The organism is Variovorax sp. 10N432, from assembly GCF_056394465.1.
The window spans coordinates 119,202-135,730 of record NZ_JBFTHX010000015.1 but is presented as its reverse complement, the minus strand read 5'-3'; the positions used below and the strand labels follow the sequence as shown (position 1 = coordinate 135,730).

Genomic DNA, 16,529 nt, shown 5'->3' with positions numbered 1-16,529 from the left:
TCCTTGATCGGGTCAATCCATCAGCTTGGGAATGGCGGGCACAGCCTGCTCGGGGCCCATGGCGGAGTAGCCGCCGTCCACCGCGTAGTCGGCGCCGGTCACGAAGCTGGCGTGGTCCGAGCACAGGAACAGCACCACCTGCGCGACTTCGTCGGGATCGCCGACGCGCCCGAGCAGATGGAAGGGCGCCGCCACGCGATCGGTCTTGGCGCGGTCACCGCCGCTGAGCTTGTCCATCACGGCCGACCAGGTCCAGCCCGGCGACACGCTGTTGACGCGAATGCGGTCGGGCGCCAGGTCCATCGCCATGTTGCGGGTGAGCTGCGCCATCGCGGCCTTGCTCACCGGGTAGAGCCAGCGGCCGGTCTGCGCCACGCGCGACGAGATGCTGGTGAAATTGACCACCGCCCCGCCGCCGGCCGCGACCATGTGCGGGTGCACGGCCTGCAGCATGGCGACCGCGCTCGCCACGTTGACGTTGAACGAGGTCAGCCAGTCGGCGCGCGGCGACCTGAAGCCGTCGTCCACATAGGAGCAGGCCAGGTTGACCAGGAAATGCACGCCGCCGTGCCGTGCCGCCGCCTCCGCCACGCAGGCCTGCACCTGGGCGTCGTCGGTGATGTCGGTGCGCACGAAGCGCGCGCCGGGGCCGAGCGAATCGGCCAGCGGCTGGCCGTTGTCGGCATCGATGTCGGCGATGACGACCTTGACGCCGGCCGCGTGCAGTGCACGCACCACGCCGGCGCCTATCAGTGTGGAGCCACCGGTGACGATGGCGCTCTTGCCCGGGAGTCCCTTGAACATGACGCTTGCTCTCCTGGGTTGATCGGCAGGCCGGGATGGCCTGTGGAGCGAACGTTAGGGCCAGGGAGGCCGCTGGCGAGTCCCGCAAACGCAGGCGCTGTCCATGGCGCGCAGCTTTCATCAAAGGGCTGGCCCGAATTGTGGGCGGGGATGGTTTTTGCTACGGTGCCCTGGCCCCATGGAAACCGCCACCCCTTCACGGCTGCCGCTGCAGCGCTACCGACTTTTCGAGAGCCACGACATGGACGAGGCGCGCGAGAGCGTGGCCCGCGTGTTCTGCCCGCACAAGCTGGTCATGCTGCGGCCGCGCACCGAGCTCGATGCGTGCCATCACAGTGCGCGGCTGCATCGGGACGTGAGCCTCAATTACGTGCAGTACGGGCCGGGGGTGCAGATCGATCCGGGCTACCTGCAGGACTTCTTCCTGCTGCAGATTCCGTTGCGCGGCGGGGCCGAGATCCGCTGCGGCGCGCAGCAGGTGGAGGCGACCCCCAGCCTGGCGTCGCTGCCCTCGCCGACCGAGCCGCTGTCGATGCGCTGGGCCGACGACAGCCCGCACCTGATCGTTCGGCTGGCCCGGTCCGCCCTGCTCTCGCGGCTCGAATCCTTGCTGCAGGCGCCGCTGAAGCAGCAGCTGGTGTTCGACCTGGGCGTGCCGCTGTACAACCCCGCGCTGGCGCCACTGGTGCACTTCATCGACTACCTGCGGCTCACGCTCGATGCGGGCAACGCGCTGCAGTCGGGCGGGCGCCTCGGCGAGCATGCCGAGGAATACCTGATGTCGAGCCTGCTGATGTCGGCGGGCCACAACCATTCGCGCGCGCTGGCCGGCGAGGCGCAGCGCAGCCTGCTGCCGCGCGTGGTGCGCAAGGCGCAGGAATACATGGCGGCGCATGCGGAGCAGCCGCTGTCGCTGGCGGATATCTGCCGCGAAGTCGGCTGCAGCGCGCGGGCCTTGCAAGTGGCGTTCCGCCAGCATGCGGGGCAGGGGCCGATGGAGTTCCTGCGCGAGCTCAGGCTGGACCGGGTGCGGACCGAGCTCCAGGCATGCACCGGCGTTGCCGCGGGGGGTGTGCGCGAGGTGGCGCAGAAGTACGGGTTCCTGCACCTGGGGCACTTCGCGGCGCAGTACCGGGCGCGGTTCGGGGAAAGGCCGTCGGAGACGCTGGGGGCGCGCGGCTGCTGATCTCCCGCCCGGCTTTGAGGGCGCGCGGAAAATTCGCACCGCGTCCGTAGGCCCTCTCCGACTCCCGAAACTCCCCTGGACTGCGGCAACTGCGCAGTGACTTGGCGCAAGCTGAAATTGCCGGCGATTCCTGACGCTGCCCGCGCATGGGGCCGGTGATTCACCGCCTTACCCGGGAGAAGTGCAATGAACGCAATGACCCCCCAGACATGGACACTTGTCGCCATCGTCGCAGCCGTGATCGTTATCGCGCTGGCTGCCTATGCCATCCGCCGCAGCAAGCAGTCGCAGGGCCTGCGAACGCGCTTCGGACCCGAATACGACCGTGCCGTCCAGGCGCACGGCAGCCGTGCCCAGGCCGAAGCGGAACTGCGACGTCGCGAGGAGCGCGTCGGGCACCTGACGATCGTTCCCTTGGCAGCCGCGGATGCCGCGCGCTTCAGCGCGGCCTGGACGTCCTTGCAGGCCGACTTCGTGGACAACCCGCGCGGCGTGGTCGACCAGGCTGACGCGCTGGTGCGGGAGCTGCTGGCCAAGCGTGGCTATCCGGTAACGGATTTCGAGCATCGGGCCGCGGACATCTCGGTCGATCACCCGACGGTGGTGAGCAACTACCGCGCAGCGCAGGAAATCCGCGGGCGGACGCTGCGCGGCGAGGTCGAGACCGAAGAGTTGCGCAAGGCCGTGGTGCACTACCGCGCGCTGTTCGACGAATTGCTGGAAGTGCGCGGGCTGCGGCCGGAGGCCAGGCCCCAGCCATCGATCCGGCCGACCCGACCCATGGAGGTGCGATCATGATTTTCGAAACCAAGCGCCGTCAGGCCCACCAGGCCGAAGTGGAATCAGAGGCTCTCGCCCAGGCTCCTTCAGCAGTTGCAGTGCCAGTGCCGGCTCCCGATGTGCGAGTCGACCGGATGGACCGGGGTGGCTACCCCCAAGACGTGCCGGTGGCCGTGAGAGCCGCAGCGGACAGCCAGACAGACAGTCGGCGCACCGATGTCGAGCCGCTGGAGCCCCTCTTCCCGGCCGACGTCGCGGAGAACTTCCGCCGCGGCTGGGACGCCGTCCAGATCGGCTTCGTCGACGATCCCCGGCAGGCGGTGAAAAAGGCGGATGAACTGGTGCAGCAGGTGCTGAACAACCTGGCGGAATCCTTCAGCGGCGAGCGCAGCCGGATCGAGGCGCATGCCGAGCAGGCGGAGTCGACCGAGGAACTGCGCGTCGCGCTGCGACGCGACCGGGCGTTCCTGGAACGGCTGCTGTCGCTGTAGCCGCTCAGACGTCGTACGCGTGCAAAGTCTCGCGCGACCGGTCCAGGTCGGCCAGCAGTTCCGGCGTCGTCACGAGCCGCATCGCGTCGACCCGCGACGGATCAAGGTCGCCCGAGAGAAAGCGGATCTTGAAGGTGCCGATCGACACCTCGTCGCCGCCGACCAGCACCTGGGACCGCACCTTGACGCCGTTGACGAAGACGCCGTTGCGGCTGCCCAGGTCGCTGAGCGTCACGGAGGGGCCGTCGACGGTCACGAGGGCGTGGTGCCGGCTCACCTGCATCGAGTCGAGCACGACGTCGTTGGTCGACGCCCGGCCAATGGTGGTTTGCTTCGCGAGCAAGGAGAATTGCCGGGTCGCGGCAACACCCTTCATCAAGATCAGTTTCGGCATGCGTCCTCGGCAGATGCAAATTTGTGTAACACCTTATTGTTACATCAACTCTGCCGGAAAGCTGACTGGAGGCTGATGGCCGCAACTCTCAGATGGATCCGCGGGTACTTCCTGGCACTCCTGGGCCGGTCGCCGCCTCGGGCCCGGCGCGCTCGGTGTCGATGTTCACCAGCAGCCCGTGCATGGTCATCATCCGCTGCGCCTCGACCTGGCTGAACTCCTGGTCGGCGGCGACGAACTTGATCGCGTAGCTGCCGAGCCGGATCAGGTCGCCGTCGGCGAGCACCTGGCTCTGGATCTGGACATCGTTGACGAAGGTGCCGTTCCGGCTGCCCAGGTCGGTGATGGTGACGAAGGCATGCTCGACGTCGATCACGGCGTGGTCGCGGCTGGCCTGGGACGAGTCGACGATCACGTCGTTGGTGGTGCCCCGGCCGACCTTGTTGTCGTGGGGCTTTAGGGGGACCTGCAGCGTCTCGCCGCTGGCGGTGGTCATGAGGAGCAGCGGCATGGTGATGGTGGCACGGCGTGAGCGTGCGCACGCATTCTCACCTCAATTCGACAGCCCAGCGGCGCACTCGGGCTTCATTTGCATCACTGGAAGCGCATCGCGTCGAATGAGATCGGCTGCGCATTCCAGCTGGTGTTGCAGCCCGTGGTGGGGTATTCGAAATCGAACACGACGTTCTGGCCGGGGTCCAGCCCGACCAGGCGCGCATGCGTGGTGTTGTCCGCCACCGCGTAGTCCACCAGCACCGAGCCGTCGGCCGCCGCCTCGTAGGCACTGGAGCAGACCGACGAAAACACCGACTGCCCGTAGTCGAAGCGCGTGGCCTCGGTCGCGCCGCGCCCCGCCGCATCGATCGTGTAGGCCGACACGGCGCTGTAGCCGCGAGCCTCGCCGGCCGGCGCACCGGCGGGCTGGTTGACCGATGCCAGGCCGTCGTTCATCAGCATCAGCGAACCGTCGTGCGCGATCGACACCGCGTGCTGCCCGATCGGGTAGAGCCCGCCGGACCCGAGCGTCAGGCTCCTGGCCTCCAGCGAGGGGAACGTGTGCCAGTACTTGGCCGGATCGCCGAGGATCCACAGCAGGTCGCCGCTGGCGTAGTCGATCTTGAGGACGAAGTTCTCCCGGCTCGACACGATCACCGAATCGTCCCTCGGGTCGTAAGTCGCGGCGTTCATGTGGAACCAGTCGACGCCGGGTCGCACGAACGCGGCCGGGTCGTCGCCCGCTGCCTGCATGGCGCGCGACAGCGTGTCGCCGAGGTCCCAGGTCTTGATCAGGGCGCCGGTGTCCGGGTCGAACTCGACGAGCGTGCTCTCGATGGCCTGCACGCCGTTGCGGATGGCATCCACTTCGCCCAGCAAGCCGACCTTGCCGGGATCGATGTTGTGGTGGAAGTTGGTGACGTCCGGCGCTTGCAGGGCGGTGTCGCGCGTCGTGCCGTCGAATTCGAGGCGCCGCACCCGGGGCGCCTGCGGGTCGCCGATGACGAAGCCGTTGCCGTGGAGCGTCGAGCTGACCGACGACATCGTTGCCGGCACCACCCAACGCATCTGGCCGTCGGTGTCGACCACCACCGGGCTGCCCAGCGCGGACTTCATGTAGAAGAAGTCGAAGCCGAGCGCAGCGCCCGCCGTTCGCGCCTTCAGGATGACGGGGCGGTCGTAGATGCCGTTCGGGTCGGTGTATGCGGCCGTGTCGACCTTGGCCTGGATCGGCTCCACGTCGCCATCGGCAAACTGCAGTTCGATGTCGACCAGGTTCTGGTAGTTGGCATAGAGCCCGAACACCGGGACCGTCACCGTGCTGCCGCTGCTCCCGAGGCTGGCCGCATAGCCACGACCGCTCAGATAGGACGCCGCGTAGTCGACATCGACCGGGCGCGAGACGCTGCCTGGCTTGGGCTCGATGCGGTAGTGGGCCGAGCTCAGCACTTCGCCGGCAGCCACGCGCAGGTCGACGAAGGCGATGAAGGGCGAGACACCCGGGCGCACGGCGACGACGGTCGCCGCATCGGCCACGACCGGACTGGCGGCGGCGGGCGCCGAGGCCGGAGCGACCGCCGGGATGCCGCCCCCGCCGCCGCCGCCTCCGCAGCCGGCGAGAGTCAACGCGATGGCAGTGCACAGGATCAGCTTCATTGCTCGACCTCGCTCGGGCCCGAAAGCGCCCAGACTAGCCCGCCGAGGGGCGCATGCATCCCCCATCGGCGGCTTGACACGGACGAGCGCGTGGACGGCGCTACGGCACGTGCAACTCCGTGGTGGCCAGCGCCTCGACATCGTTGGTGCCTCCGGCGAGCAGCACGTTGCCATCGGGCAGCAGGGTGGCGGTGTGGAAGTAGCGTGCGTCGCGCATGGCGCCGGTGCCCTTCCACTGGCCGCTGGCGGGGTCGTAGAGCTCCGTCGAAGCCTGCGCGCGGCCGCTGCTGTCGTAGCCCCCTGTCACCAGCACCTGGCCCTCGGGCAGCAAGGTCGCGGTGGCGGCGGTGCGCCCGGTGCTCATTGCGCCGGTGGCCGACCAGGCGCCGGTGGCGGGGTCGTAGCGCTCCGCGCTCGCCAGCGAGCCGCCGCCGGCGGCGCCGCCGTTGCCGCCAGCCACCAGGACCTTCCCATCGGGAAGCAGCACGGCGGTGTGCGTCAGCCGGGCCGCGAGCATCGACCCGGTGGTCGTCCAGCGGCCGTTGGCCGCGTCGTACAGTTCCGCCGCGGCGAGCGGGCCGCCGCCGATGCCTCCGGCGACGAGCACGCGGCCGTCCGCCAGCGGCGTGGCGGTGAACACGCTGCGGGCGGTGTTCATGGTGCCGGTCGGCGTCCACCGGCCGGTGGCGGGATCGTAGAGCTCCGCGGTCGCGAGAAAGCCGCCGTTGGTTCCGCCCGCCACCAGCACCTGGCCGGTCGGCAACAGGGTGGCGGTGTGGCCGCTGCGCGCCACGCCCATGGCCCCGGTCGGCGACCACTGGCGGGTGGCGACGTCGTAGATCTCCGCCGAGGCGTGGAACACGCCGTTGAGATCCTCGCCCCCCGCGACCAGCACCCGGCCGTCCGGCAGCAGCGTCGCGGTGTGGAAATAGCGCGCGGTGCTCATCGAGCCCGTCGACGCCCAGGAGCGGGTGCCGGGGGTGTAGAGCGCCGCCGATGCCAGCGTATGGGTGTCGTCGTTGCCGCCCGCGATCAGCACCAAGCCCGGCGCGAGCAGGCTGGCCGTCGGATGGGCGCGCGCAACGCTCATGGGGCCGGTCGGCACGCCCGTGCCGGCGGGCACCACCTCGATGTTCAGCGTCGCGGAGGCCGTTCCCGCCGCATTGCTGCCGGTCACCGTGTAGTCGGCGGCAGCGCTGACCTCTTGCGGCGTGCCCGAGAGCACGCCGTCGGAGGCATCGATGCTCAGGCCCGTCGGCAGCGCCGGCGACACGGCGAAGGCATCGATGGGGCCGCCGACGCTGTGCGGCAGATTGGGCATGACCGGCCGGCCCGCAGCGTACACGGCCTTCGGTTGCTGGTAGACCAGCAGGCTGGGTCCCCTGCTCGGCGGGCTGCTGACCTCGATCTGCAGCACGGCGCTGCTCGAACCGGCGCTGTTGGCGGCGGTCACGGTGAAGCTGGCCGAGGCGGCGAGCCGGCTGGGCGTGCCGGAGATGACGCCGGTGACGGAGTCGATCACCAGGCCGTCGGGAAGCCCCGGCTGCACCGTGAAGCTGCCGACGTCGCCGCCATCCACCGAGGGATGGTTCGGCGGGATCGGCACGCCGATGACGTAGATCGCGTTCTGGTTCTCGTAGCTCAGGTTCACAGGGGGCTCCGTCCTGGACCTGACCGCGATCAGCAGGCCGGTCGTGACCGCGCCCGCGAAGTTGCTGCCGGTGACGGTGTACAGCGCAGGGGCCGCGACCGCCTGCGGCGTGCCGCTGATGACGCCGCTGGTCGGGTCGATCTGGAGCCCCTCGGGCAATGCGGGGCGAACGGCGTAGCGGAGGATTTTCCCGCCACTGCTGCTCGGGGCGTTCGGACGGATCTCCCGGCCCAGGGCGTAGACCACGGCATTGCGCTGGTAGTGCAGGCCGGCGGGAGGCGTGGCAACGCCGGGGACGAAGAAACCGCTGCCGCCATCGCCGCCACATGCATGCAGGCCCAGCAGCGCCAGGATGCCCAGACCCCATGCCAGCAGGCGCAAGCCAGCGGACCAAGATGTCGTCTGCATGCCGATCCCCTCAACGACGAAGGGTTCGCAGTATGCATGCGGGCGCATCGGCCTGTCACGGGTCACGTCCAAGGCATAGGCCTCCCGCAATAATTGCCCCGCGCCGGCTTCGACGACATACTGCCTCGCCCACCCGCCGTTGCGCCGGATGGCCGCAAGGAGTTCTCATTGGCCGATGCCGTCAGGAACATCACCTTCGTCGTTCCCAATCGCTTGCTGAAGGCCGATTCGGGCATGGCGGCCGACCGGGCGGCCTCGACCACCTCGCGCGGTGCGGTGCCGGTGGCGCCCACGGCCGTGCCCGGCATCGGCGCGACACGCGGCGAGGACGACATGGCCAGCGTGGTCGCGCGCGACGGCGAGGACGTGGTCGAACTCACCGTCATCAACGGTCCGACGCTGGTGTTGAGCCCCCAGAGCGCGGCCGACCTGCTGCGCGCGCAGGCGCCCGCCGGCACCCGCGGCGCAGTCGAGACCACGGATGCGGGCGCGCTGGTCGTCAAGGCGCAGCTGGGCTGGCCCGGCCTCGAAGCCGCCGCCAGCCGCAGCGCGACACGCGGCTGGATGGGCGAGGTCGCGCTCTCGGCCTTCAAGGTGCTCACCGGGTTCCAGGCCGACGCGGCGACGCTGGTGGCCTCGATGGTCACGAAGAAGATCGATGGCAAGGTCGTCGAGGGGGTCTACAAGTTGCCGCCCGACTGGCAGCCCGAAGCCCTCATGAAGGGCACGATCCGCGCCGCCGCCGTGGAGCCGGCGGAAGACGGCGGCCCGCTGCTGGTGCTGGTGCATGGCACCTTCGTCGACACGGTGAGCACCTTCGGCAAGCTGTGGCTGCAGCCGGACAAGGTGCGCACGCTGTTCGACCGCTACAAGAACCGCGTCTATGCGCTCGACCATCCGACGGTGGGCAAGAGCCCGATCGGCAACGCGCTGGCGCTGGTGCGCGCGCTGCCCGCGGGCGCGCGGCTGCACCTGTTGACGCATTCGCGCGGCGGGCTGGTGGCCGAGGTGCTCGCGCGGGCCTGCGGCGGCGCCGCGCTGGGCGACGACGAACTGGCGCTGTTCGCCGCCGACGCCTACAGCGATGAGCGACAGGACCTGAAGGCGCTGGTGGCTGAGGCCCAGGTCAAGGGCCTGCGCGTCGAGCGCATGGTGCGCGTGGCCTGCCCGGCCCGCGGCACCACGCTGGCGTCCGGCCGTCTCGATGCCTATCTGTCGGTGCTGCAGTGGGGCCTGAAGCTGGCGAGCGTGCCGGTCGCGCCGGAGCTGGTCGACTTCCTGCACGAGGTCGCACGCCGCCGCGCCGATCCGACGCAGCTGCCCGGCATCGAGGCGATGATGCCCGAGAGCGCGCTCGTGAAGTGGCTCGACATGGGCAGCGTCCAGATCCCGGGCGACCTGCGCGTGGTGGCCGGCGACATGCAGGGCGACTCGATCGGCTCCTGGGTCAAGACCCTGATGGCCGACGCGTTCTACTGGGCCGACAACGACCTGGTGGTGCAGACCGGCTCGATGTACGGCGGCGTGCCGCGGGCCGCCGGCTCGGCGGCGGGCGGCGCCAGCTTCCTGCTCGACCGCGGCGCCAAGGTCAATCACTTCAACTACTTCGCCAATCCGACCACCGTCGACGGCATCGTCGGTGCGCTGCTGGAGAACGCGCCGCCGGCCTTCGCCGCCATCGGTCCGCTGTCGTGGCGCGGCGAGAGCGCCGAGGGCACCCGGGGCGGCGTGCCGGCCAACGACCCCACGCGCCCGGCGGTGTTCGTGCTGCCGGGGATCCTCGGCTCGAACCTCAAGGTCGGCGACAAGCGGGTGTGGCTGGGCTTCGCCTTCCTCAACGGGCTGCTGCAGCTGCGCTGGGACCCGGCGACCGCCGACAACGTCCAGCCCGACGGCCCGGTCAAGGGCAGCTACGAGGGCCTCATCGATCGTCTCGCCGAGACCCACGCCGTGTTCCCCTTCGCCTTCGACTGGCGGCGCCCCATCGAGGACGAGGCGAAGCGGCTGGCGGCCGCGGTCGATGCCCAGCTCGATGCGCGCGCGGCCAGCGGGCAGCCGGTGCGCATCGTCGCGCATTCGATGGGCGGCCTGGTGGCGCGCACGATGCAGATCGTGTCGCCCAAGACCTGGAACCGCCTGATGGCCCATGCCGACGCCCGCCTGCTGATGCTCGGCGTGCCCAACGGGGGCTCGTGGGCACCGATGCAGATCCTCTCGGGCGACGACAACTTCGGCAATGCGCTGGTCGCCTTCGGATCACTGTTCCACAACGGCGAGGCACGCAGGATGATGGCCGGCATGCCGGGCCTGCTCGAGATGCAGGCGGGCCTGCTCGACCCGGCCTGGGGCCTGGGCAGCGCCGAGAAATGGGAGGCGCTGGTCAAGGCCGACAAGGACGCCCTGGCGGCCCGCAGCACCTGGCACCAGCTCGAAGCGCAGAAGGCCGTGTACGACTGGAGCGCGCCGCCGCAGCAGGTGCTCGATGCGGCAACCAGCCTGCGCCGCAAGCTCGACGACCAGGTGGCCGCGCTCGGCGACACCAAGTCGAAGATCGTGCTGGTGGTGGGCCGGGCGCCGTTCACGCCCACGGGCTACGCGCTGGATGGCGGCGTCGGCCTCGAATACACCGGTTCGGCCGACGCCGGCGACGGCCGCGTGACCTACGAAAGCGCGATGCAGCTGGGCGTGCCCACCTGGAAGCTCGATGCCGAGCACGGCAAGCTGCCCGCCGTGTCGCAGGCATGGGCCGCGTATGTCGAACTGCTGACCACCGGCAAGACCAAGCAGCTCGATGCCTTCGCCGCGCCGAGCCGCGGCGCCGGCGCGGCGCCGCTGGCCGCGGTGGTGCGCAGCCGGCCGTCGCGCGGCCTGCTCGGTTCGCAGCCGCCGTCGTCCGACGCCGATGTCTTCGGCGCCTCGTCGGCCGCGGACCAGCGGCCGCCGCCCACCACGGCCCTCGAGGTGCAGGTGCTCAATGCCGACATCCGCTTCGTCCAGCCGGCGCTGCTGGTCGGCCACTACAGCGCGATGCGGCTGACCGGCGCCGAGGCCGTGATCGACCGGCTGGTCGGCAAGGGCATGAGCCGGGGGCTCGATGCCGGCCTGTATCCGGACCTGGTCGGCTCGCACCAGATCTTCGGCAACTGGCGCGGCGACCCCGAGAACCCGAAGCGCATGGCCAGCCCGGCCGCCGCGATCGTCTGCGGGCTCGGGCCCGAGGGCAAGCTGCTGGCGAAGGACCTGGTGTTCACGGTGCGCCAGGCGGTGCTGGCCTACGCCCAGCGCCTGTCGGAGCACCCGGGCGGCGCGCCGGCCGACTTCGAACTGGCTGCGACGCTGATCGGCAGCGGCGGCACGGGCATCACGACCGGCGGGTCCGCGATCGCGGTGGCGCTGGGCGCGGCCGAGGCCAGGCAGCGGCTGCAGAAGAGCGGTTGGCCGCAGCTCAGCCGGCTGCTCGTGGTCGAGCTGTTCCTCGACCGGGCCGGCGACGCGTGGCGCGCGCTGCACGTGCAGCAGACCGCAACGCCCGATCGGCTGAAGGTGGTCGGCCACGTCGAGTCCGGCGCCGGCGCCATGACGCGGATGGTCGACTCGGGCTATCGCGGCGCCAGCTACGACCTCATCAGTGCGCTGCAGGCGCCCCCGGCCGGCGACGCCACGAACCCGGTGATCGCCTACACCCTCGACACCCGGCGGGCGCGGACCGAAGTCCGTGCCCAACGCGCCCAGGGCAACCTGCTGCGTGACATGGTGGCCACGGCCTCGAACGACGGCAACCGCGATCCATCGATCGGCCGCACCTTGTTCAACCTGCTGGTGCCGGTGGAGATGGAGCCCTTCCTCGGAGGCAAGAGCGAGATGGTGATCGAGCTCGAACCGAAGACCGCCGGCATCCCCTGGGAGCTGCTCAACTCCAACCCCGACCCGAGTTCCGACGACCAGCGGCCCTGGGCGATCCGCACCAAGCTGCTGCGCAAGCTGCGGCTGGACGACTTCCGTGCCAAGCCGCGCGACGCCACGCCCGAGGCCGCCATCCTGGTGGTGGGCGAGCCGCAATGCGATCCCACGACATACCCCAGCCTCGAGGGCGCGCGCCGCGAAGCCACCGCGGTGGCCAACCTCCTGCGATCCGCGAGTGCCGCCGGAACCACCAGCGCCGTGGTGGCGCTCGACCAGCCGAATGCGCAGGCGGTGGTGAATGCGCTGTTCGACCGGCCCTACCGCGCCGTGCACGTGGCCGGGCATGGCGCCTTCGGGCCGAACGGCGGCGTCGTGCTGTCGGGCACCGACACCTACCTGGGCGCGAACGAGATCGAGGCGATGCGGGTGGTGCCGCAGCTGGTGTTCCTCAACTGCTGCCACCTCGCGGGCCGCGACGCATCGACCGTGCTCACGCCCCCGAAGCCGTACGACCGCGCCGCGTTCGCGGCCAACATCGCGGAGGCGCTGATCAAGGTCGGCGTGCGCTGCGTGATCGCAGCCGGCTGGGCCGTGGACGACGAGGCGGCAGCGACCTTCGCCACCACCTTCTACGCCAGGCTGCTCGAGAACGCGCGCTTCATCGAGGCCGTCGGCGCCGCGCGCGAGGCCGCCTGGAAGACCGACCGCAACGGCAACACCTGGGCCGCGTACCAGTGCTATGGCGACCCGGACTGGACCTGGCGCGGCGACAACGCGGGTGCCCAGGCGCCCCGCCGCGCGCCGTCGGACGAGTACGCGGGCGTGGCGTCGAGGGTGTCGCTCGAACTGGCGCTCGAGAAGATCGCGGTCGACGGCGAGTACCGGTCGCCGGACGCGCGGGGCCTTGGCGACAAGCTGCTCTACCTGGAGCAGGCCTTCGGCCCGATGTGGGGCCGGCTCGGCATCGTGGCGGAGGCTTTCGGCAGGGCGAACGAGAACCTCGGCCGCCGCACGCAGGCGGTCGACTGGTACCGCAAGGCCGTCGAATCCGAGGACGGCACGGCCTCGCTGAAGGCGGCCGAGCAACTCGGCAATCTGCTCACCCGCCTCGGTGAGGCCAACGGGGACATCGCGCTGATCGACGAAGGTCTGATGCTGCTCGAGAAGGTGCTGGCGGTGGGGCGGACCTACGAACGCCAGACCCTGCTGGGCTCGGGCTGGAAGCGGAAGACGCTCGCCCTGTCGGCGATCCAGGGCCGGGAAGCCGATGCCAAGGCGGCGCTGAAGCAGGCCAGCCTGCACTATCGCGAAGCCAACGACACGGCCCGCGCGAGCGGCAGTGTGAAGCGCTTCTATGCGGCCAAGAACTACCTCGACGCCGAGGTCCGCGCGGCGCTGCTGAGCAAGAAGCCGCCCGAGTTGGCGGACGCGCGCATCCAGGACGTGCGCGATGCGCTGCAACTGGCAGTCGCGCAGGCGCCCGATTTCTGGTCCGTGGTCGGCGAGACCGAACTCGACATCCTGGTGTCGCTGGTTCGCGGCCGCCTCGACCAGGACGCACCCCGGCTCATCGCCACGCTGTGCGACCTGAAGGTGCGCGTGCCGTCGCCGCCCATGTGGGATTCGGTCTGGAACCAGGCCCGCTTCGTTCTCGAACCCTGCCTGTCGCGCAAGGACCAGCCCGAGGCGGTCCGCCAGCGGGTCACCGAGCTGCTGGCGACGCTCGAGCGGCTGAAGACGCCTTCGACCTGACGGCCACGCCGGCCGGCGCGGCGGGCGCCTCGTCGCAGAACTGCCGGGCCGCCGCGGTGATCGCCTCGGCGAGCGTCTGCCGGAACGGCGCGCTGTCGAGCTGCAACTCGTCCGCCCGGTTCACGATCAAGCCGGCCTCGATCAGCACCGCCGGCATCGAGGCCCGCTTCAGCACCACCAGGTCGTCGAAGCGGTAGATGCCGAGCGCCGGATCGACCAGGGGCCGGTTCTCTCCGGCGATGGGTTCCGCGTGATGCAGCGTGGGCGCCAGCGCGCGGCGTCGGAACTCGGCACCGAGCAGCTGCGCCATTCGCAGGCTGCGGGCCTCATCGGCGTTCTTGGCCGACACGAACAGCGAGTAGCCGCTGAACCTGTCGCTGTAGCGCTGCGCCCGGCCCTCGTACACCCAATCCGACATGTACTGCGGCTGCACCGAGTCATGATGCAGCGAGAGGAACAGGCGCGCATGCTGCGCCTCGGCCCGCGCGGCGCGCTCGGGCAGCGTGATGGGGGCCTGGTCCTCGACCGTCAGGAAGGACTGCTCGAAACCGGCGCGCCGCAGCTCGCGCAGCACGACCTCGGCCAGTTGGGCGTTGAATTGCACCTCCGGCACGCCGCGGGCGCTGGTCGCTCCTGGGTTGGCCCGGGTGTGCCCCGGATCGATGGCGATCGCGAAGCCGGCGCTGTCGCAGGCCCCGGCGGGCGACGCGGCCAGCAGCAGGGGCCAGAGCCACGCCAACGCACGGCGGATGGTGCGCATCGCCTCAGTTCGCCTGCGCGTTGAGGATCTTCTGGCGCTGGCCCACGATCAGCAGCTGGCCATCGACGGGACGCACCCGCAGTTCGTCGCGGGCCATGCCCGACTTGCTGTCGCCGCGTTCCAGGCTGCGGACCCCGTAGCGGATCGTGTAGGACAGCACCGCCGTTCCGTCGCCTGAAGACCGGTCGATGTCGATCGGTCCGGCGAGCCGGTTGTCGACCTCCGGCCAGCGACGCTGGAAGTTCAAGCGGTCCTTCATGATGAAGGCCTTGGTGGCGTGCTTCTCGTTGAAGTACTCGACCTCGTCGGCATAGAAGGCCACCAGCTCGGAAGGGCTCGAACGGTTCTGGGTGCTGATGTACCGGTGCACGAAATCGGTGAGCTGGCGGTCGGAGGCGACCTGCTTCATGGGCGCGGGCGCCGGCGGGGGCACGAACACCGGGGCGGGTGCTGCAGCAACGACCGGTGGCGGCGCCGGCGGCGGCGCGACCGGCGCAGGCTGCACCGCTGGCGCCACGGGCGCAGGCTCGGGCTCGCGCTTGACCACCACAGGCGCAGGCTGCACCGCGGGAGGCGGCGGGGCGACGACGACCGGCGCAGGCGCAGGCGCGGGCGCCGGGGTCGGACGGCCGAGCACGACATAGCCCGCGACCGCCGCCACCACCACGACAGCGCCTCCGATTACGGCCTGCTGCGTGCGGCGGCTGGATGGGCCGGGCGGCACGCGATCGTCCCTGCGAGGCGGAGCCGCGCCACCGTCGAGTGCAGACGAGAGCTCGCGATAGCCCTTGTCGTAGTCACCGGTGAAGTCGACGAACTGCAGGCGCTTGAGGCGGAAGGGAATGTCGCACTGCTTCGCCAGGACAGGGATGACCTTCTTCTTCTCGCCGAGGGCATACGAGACCTCGTCCATCACGTTCTGCGAGGCGACCGCGGCCGGCGAGAGGATGGCCAGCAGGCAGGAGGAGGCCTTCAGCGCCTTCTCGACCTCGTCGTCCCAGCGCGCGCCCTTGGCGATGTCGATCTGGTCGACCCAGACGCGGCGCCCGTCCCGCCGCAAGGCCGAGGCGATCTTCAGCACGAGCGCTTCATCGCTGCGCGAATAGCTGAAGAAGACCTCTTCCGTTGCGTCTGGCATGTGCCCCTCTCGTGGCCCGCCGCGCATCTTCGCGCAGGGCAGGCCCTCGGCACAATCTGGCAGACGGCGTATGCAGCGGGGAGCCGCGCGCCCCGCAGGCTCACTCCGGCTGGATGCCCGCCGCCTTGACCACCTTGCTCCATTTGGCGAGGTCGGACTGGATCAGCGCGGCGTACTCCTGCGGCGTGCCGCCCTGGATCTCGATGCCGGCGGCCTCCAGCTTGGCGCGCACGTCGGGCAGCTTGAGCGCGGCATTGATCTCGGCGTTGAGCTTGTCGACGATCGCCTTGGGCGTGCCGGCCGGCGCCAGGAAGCCGCCGTTGGTGTTGGCGTCGTAGCCCTTGAGCCCCTGCTCTTCCGCGGTCGGCACGTCCGGCAGCGTCGCTGCGCGCTTGCGGGTCGACACCGCCACCGCCCGGGCGTTGCCGGCCTTCACCTGCGTCTGGATGGCGCTGATGGTGTCGATGTAGAGCGCGGTGCGGCCGCCCAGCAGGTCCGGCTGGGCGGCGGAAGAGCCCTTGTACGGGACCAGCAGCATGTCCACGCCGGTCGCCATGCGGAACATCTCGGCCGCCATCTCCTGGGCACTGCCGCGGCCGGAGGTGGCGACCTTGGCCTGCTCTGGATTGGCCTTCATCCAGGCCACGAACTCGGGCAGCGTCTTGGCCGGGATCTTCGGGTAGATGGCGAACACCAGCGGCACCACGTGGGTGTAGACGATGGGCTCGAAGCTCTTCTCCGGGTCCCAGCCCAGGTTCTTGAACAGGAACTTGTTGATGTTGTGGCTGCCGCCCACGATGCCGATCGTGTAGCCGTCGGGCGCCGCCTTGGCGAGTACCTCGGTGCCGAGGTTGTTGGAGGCGCCGGGCCGGTTGTCGATGACCACCGGCTGGCCCATCGACGCCGCCATCTTGTCGCCCACGACGCGGGCGATCGTGTCGATGGCGCCGCCCGGCGGAGCGGGCACGATGACACGGATGGCATGGGTCGGGTAGGCCTGGGCCGATGCCAGGATCGGCAGCGCGGCCAGGGTCGCCGAAACGGCAAGGATCTTGAACAGGGATGATGGGCGTGGCATGGATGTCTCCTTCTTGGGTTGAATCGAAAAACC

The 16,529-nt window shown here is 70.2% G+C and carries 12 protein-coding genes; 4 read left to right on the top strand and 8 right to left on the bottom strand.

The annotated features are described in order from the left end of the window. Nucleotides 1-12 precede the first annotated feature (12 nt). Nucleotides 13-804, bottom strand: coding sequence for an SDR family oxidoreductase (locus AC1DF3_RS19010; RefSeq protein ID WP_478140466.1), 792 nt, complete (start codon nucleotides 802-804; stop codon nucleotides 13-15). A 178-nt stretch (nucleotides 805-982) separates the two neighbouring features. Between AC1DF3_RS19010 and AC1DF3_RS19005 the strand changes: the two genes are divergently transcribed. The 3 genes from AC1DF3_RS19005 to AC1DF3_RS18995 all read left to right on the top strand — a co-directional run bounded on the left by AC1DF3_RS19005 (nucleotide 983) and on the right by AC1DF3_RS18995 (nucleotide 3,261). Continuing rightward, nucleotides 983-1,990 (top strand): AraC family transcriptional regulator, encoded by a 1,008-nt coding sequence (locus AC1DF3_RS19005; RefSeq protein WP_478140465.1) that lies wholly within the window; start codon nucleotides 983-985, stop codon nucleotides 1,988-1,990. Between the two features lie 195 nt (nucleotides 1,991-2,185). Continuing rightward, nucleotides 2,186-2,788: a hypothetical protein gene (locus AC1DF3_RS19000; RefSeq protein WP_478140464.1), complete on the top strand. Its 603-nt coding sequence runs from the start codon at nucleotides 2,186-2,188 to the stop codon at nucleotides 2,786-2,788. Next, nucleotides 2,785-3,261, top strand: a complete 477-nt coding sequence (locus AC1DF3_RS18995; protein WP_478140463.1) for a hypothetical protein — start codon at nucleotides 2,785-2,787, stop codon at nucleotides 3,259-3,261. The genes AC1DF3_RS19000 and AC1DF3_RS18995 overlap by 4 nt, the downstream gene beginning before the upstream one ends. A 4-nt stretch (nucleotides 3,262-3,265) precedes the next feature. Here AC1DF3_RS18995 and AC1DF3_RS18990 read toward each other — a convergent pair whose 3' ends face one another. From AC1DF3_RS18990 to AC1DF3_RS18975, 4 genes are all read right to left on the bottom strand, one after another. Further along, nucleotides 3,266-3,655: an FHA domain-containing protein gene (locus AC1DF3_RS18990; RefSeq protein WP_478140462.1), complete on the bottom strand. Its 390-nt coding sequence runs from the start codon at nucleotides 3,653-3,655 to the stop codon at nucleotides 3,266-3,268. Between the two features lie 88 nt (nucleotides 3,656-3,743). Further along, nucleotides 3,744-4,166 carry an FHA domain-containing protein gene (locus AC1DF3_RS18985; protein ID WP_286534637.1) on the bottom strand — a complete coding sequence of 141 codons (423 nt, stop codon included), beginning with the start codon at nucleotides 4,164-4,166 and terminating at the stop codon, nucleotides 3,744-3,746. An 83-nt stretch (nucleotides 4,167-4,249) separates the two neighbouring features. Further along, nucleotides 4,250-5,806 carry an aryl-sulfate sulfotransferase gene (locus tag AC1DF3_RS18980; RefSeq protein WP_478140461.1) on the bottom strand — a complete coding sequence of 519 codons (1,557 nt, stop codon included), beginning with the start codon at nucleotides 5,804-5,806 and terminating at the stop codon, nucleotides 4,250-4,252. A gap of 100 nt (nucleotides 5,807-5,906) precedes the next feature. Beyond that, a complete protein-coding gene (locus AC1DF3_RS18975) occupies nucleotides 5,907-7,865 on the bottom strand; it encodes a Kelch repeat-containing protein (RefSeq protein ID WP_478140460.1) in 1,959 nt (652 codons plus the stop codon). 168 nt (nucleotides 7,866-8,033) lie between these two features. On the opposite strand from AC1DF3_RS18975, the gene AC1DF3_RS18970 reads away from it, so the two are divergent. Further along, nucleotides 8,034-13,520 carry a CHAT domain-containing protein gene (locus AC1DF3_RS18970; RefSeq protein ID WP_478140459.1) on the top strand — a complete coding sequence of 1,829 codons (5,487 nt, stop codon included), beginning with the start codon at nucleotides 8,034-8,036 and terminating at the stop codon, nucleotides 13,518-13,520. On the opposite strand, the gene AC1DF3_RS18965 is transcribed toward AC1DF3_RS18970, so the two are convergent. The 3 genes from AC1DF3_RS18965 to AC1DF3_RS18955 all read right to left on the bottom strand — a co-directional run bounded on the left by AC1DF3_RS18965 (nucleotide 13,471) and on the right by AC1DF3_RS18955 (nucleotide 16,496). Beyond that, nucleotides 13,471-14,280: an N-acetylmuramoyl-L-alanine amidase family protein gene (locus AC1DF3_RS18965; protein WP_478140458.1), complete on the bottom strand. Its 810-nt coding sequence runs from the start codon at nucleotides 14,278-14,280 to the stop codon at nucleotides 13,471-13,473. The genes AC1DF3_RS18970 and AC1DF3_RS18965 overlap by 50 nt on opposite strands. Before the next feature lie 4 nt (nucleotides 14,281-14,284). Beyond that, nucleotides 14,285-15,418 carry a TIR domain-containing protein gene (locus AC1DF3_RS18960; RefSeq protein ID WP_478140457.1) on the bottom strand — a complete coding sequence of 378 codons (1,134 nt, stop codon included), beginning with the start codon at nucleotides 15,416-15,418 and terminating at the stop codon, nucleotides 14,285-14,287. Nucleotides 15,419-15,518: 100 nt separating this feature from the next. Next, nucleotides 15,519-16,496 carry a Bug family tripartite tricarboxylate transporter substrate binding protein gene (locus AC1DF3_RS18955; RefSeq protein ID WP_286534643.1) on the bottom strand — a complete coding sequence of 326 codons (978 nt, stop codon included), beginning with the start codon at nucleotides 16,494-16,496 and terminating at the stop codon, nucleotides 15,519-15,521. Nucleotides 16,497-16,529 lie beyond the last annotated feature (33 nt).

Excerpts from the sequence above, each read along its gene's own strand:
- AC1DF3_RS19010 (WP_478140466.1), bottom strand. The coding sequence starts at position 804 with ATGTTCAAGGGACTCCCGGGCAAGAGCGCCATCGTCACCGGTGGCTCC.
- AC1DF3_RS19005 (WP_478140465.1), top strand. The coding sequence starts at position 983 with ATGGAAACCGCCACCCCTTCACGGCTGCCGCTGCAGCGCTACCGACTT.
- AC1DF3_RS19000 (WP_478140464.1), top strand. The coding sequence starts at position 2,186 with ATGACCCCCCAGACATGGACACTTGTCGCCATCGTCGCAGCCGTGATC.
- AC1DF3_RS18995 (WP_478140463.1), top strand. The coding sequence starts at position 2,785 with ATGATTTTCGAAACCAAGCGCCGTCAGGCCCACCAGGCCGAAGTGGAA.
- AC1DF3_RS18990 (WP_478140462.1), bottom strand. The coding sequence starts at position 3,655 with ATGCCGAAACTGATCTTGATGAAGGGTGTTGCCGCGACCCGGCAATTC.
- AC1DF3_RS18985 (WP_286534637.1), bottom strand. The coding sequence starts at position 4,166 with ATGCCGCTGCTCCTCATGACCACCGCCAGCGGCGAGACGCTGCAGGTC.
- AC1DF3_RS18980 (WP_478140461.1), bottom strand. The coding sequence starts at position 5,806 with ATGAAGCTGATCCTGTGCACTGCCATCGCGTTGACTCTCGCCGGCTGC.
- AC1DF3_RS18975 (WP_478140460.1), bottom strand. The coding sequence starts at position 7,865 with ATGCAGACGACATCTTGGTCCGCTGGCTTGCGCCTGCTGGCATGGGGT.
- AC1DF3_RS18965 (WP_478140458.1), bottom strand. The coding sequence starts at position 14,280 with ATGCGCACCATCCGCCGTGCGTTGGCGTGGCTCTGGCCCCTGCTGCTG.
- AC1DF3_RS18960 (WP_478140457.1), bottom strand. The coding sequence starts at position 15,418 with ATGCCAGACGCAACGGAAGAGGTCTTCTTCAGCTATTCGCGCAGCGAT.
- AC1DF3_RS18955 (WP_286534643.1), bottom strand. The coding sequence starts at position 16,496 with ATGCCACGCCCATCATCCCTGTTCAAGATCCTTGCCGTTTCGGCGACC.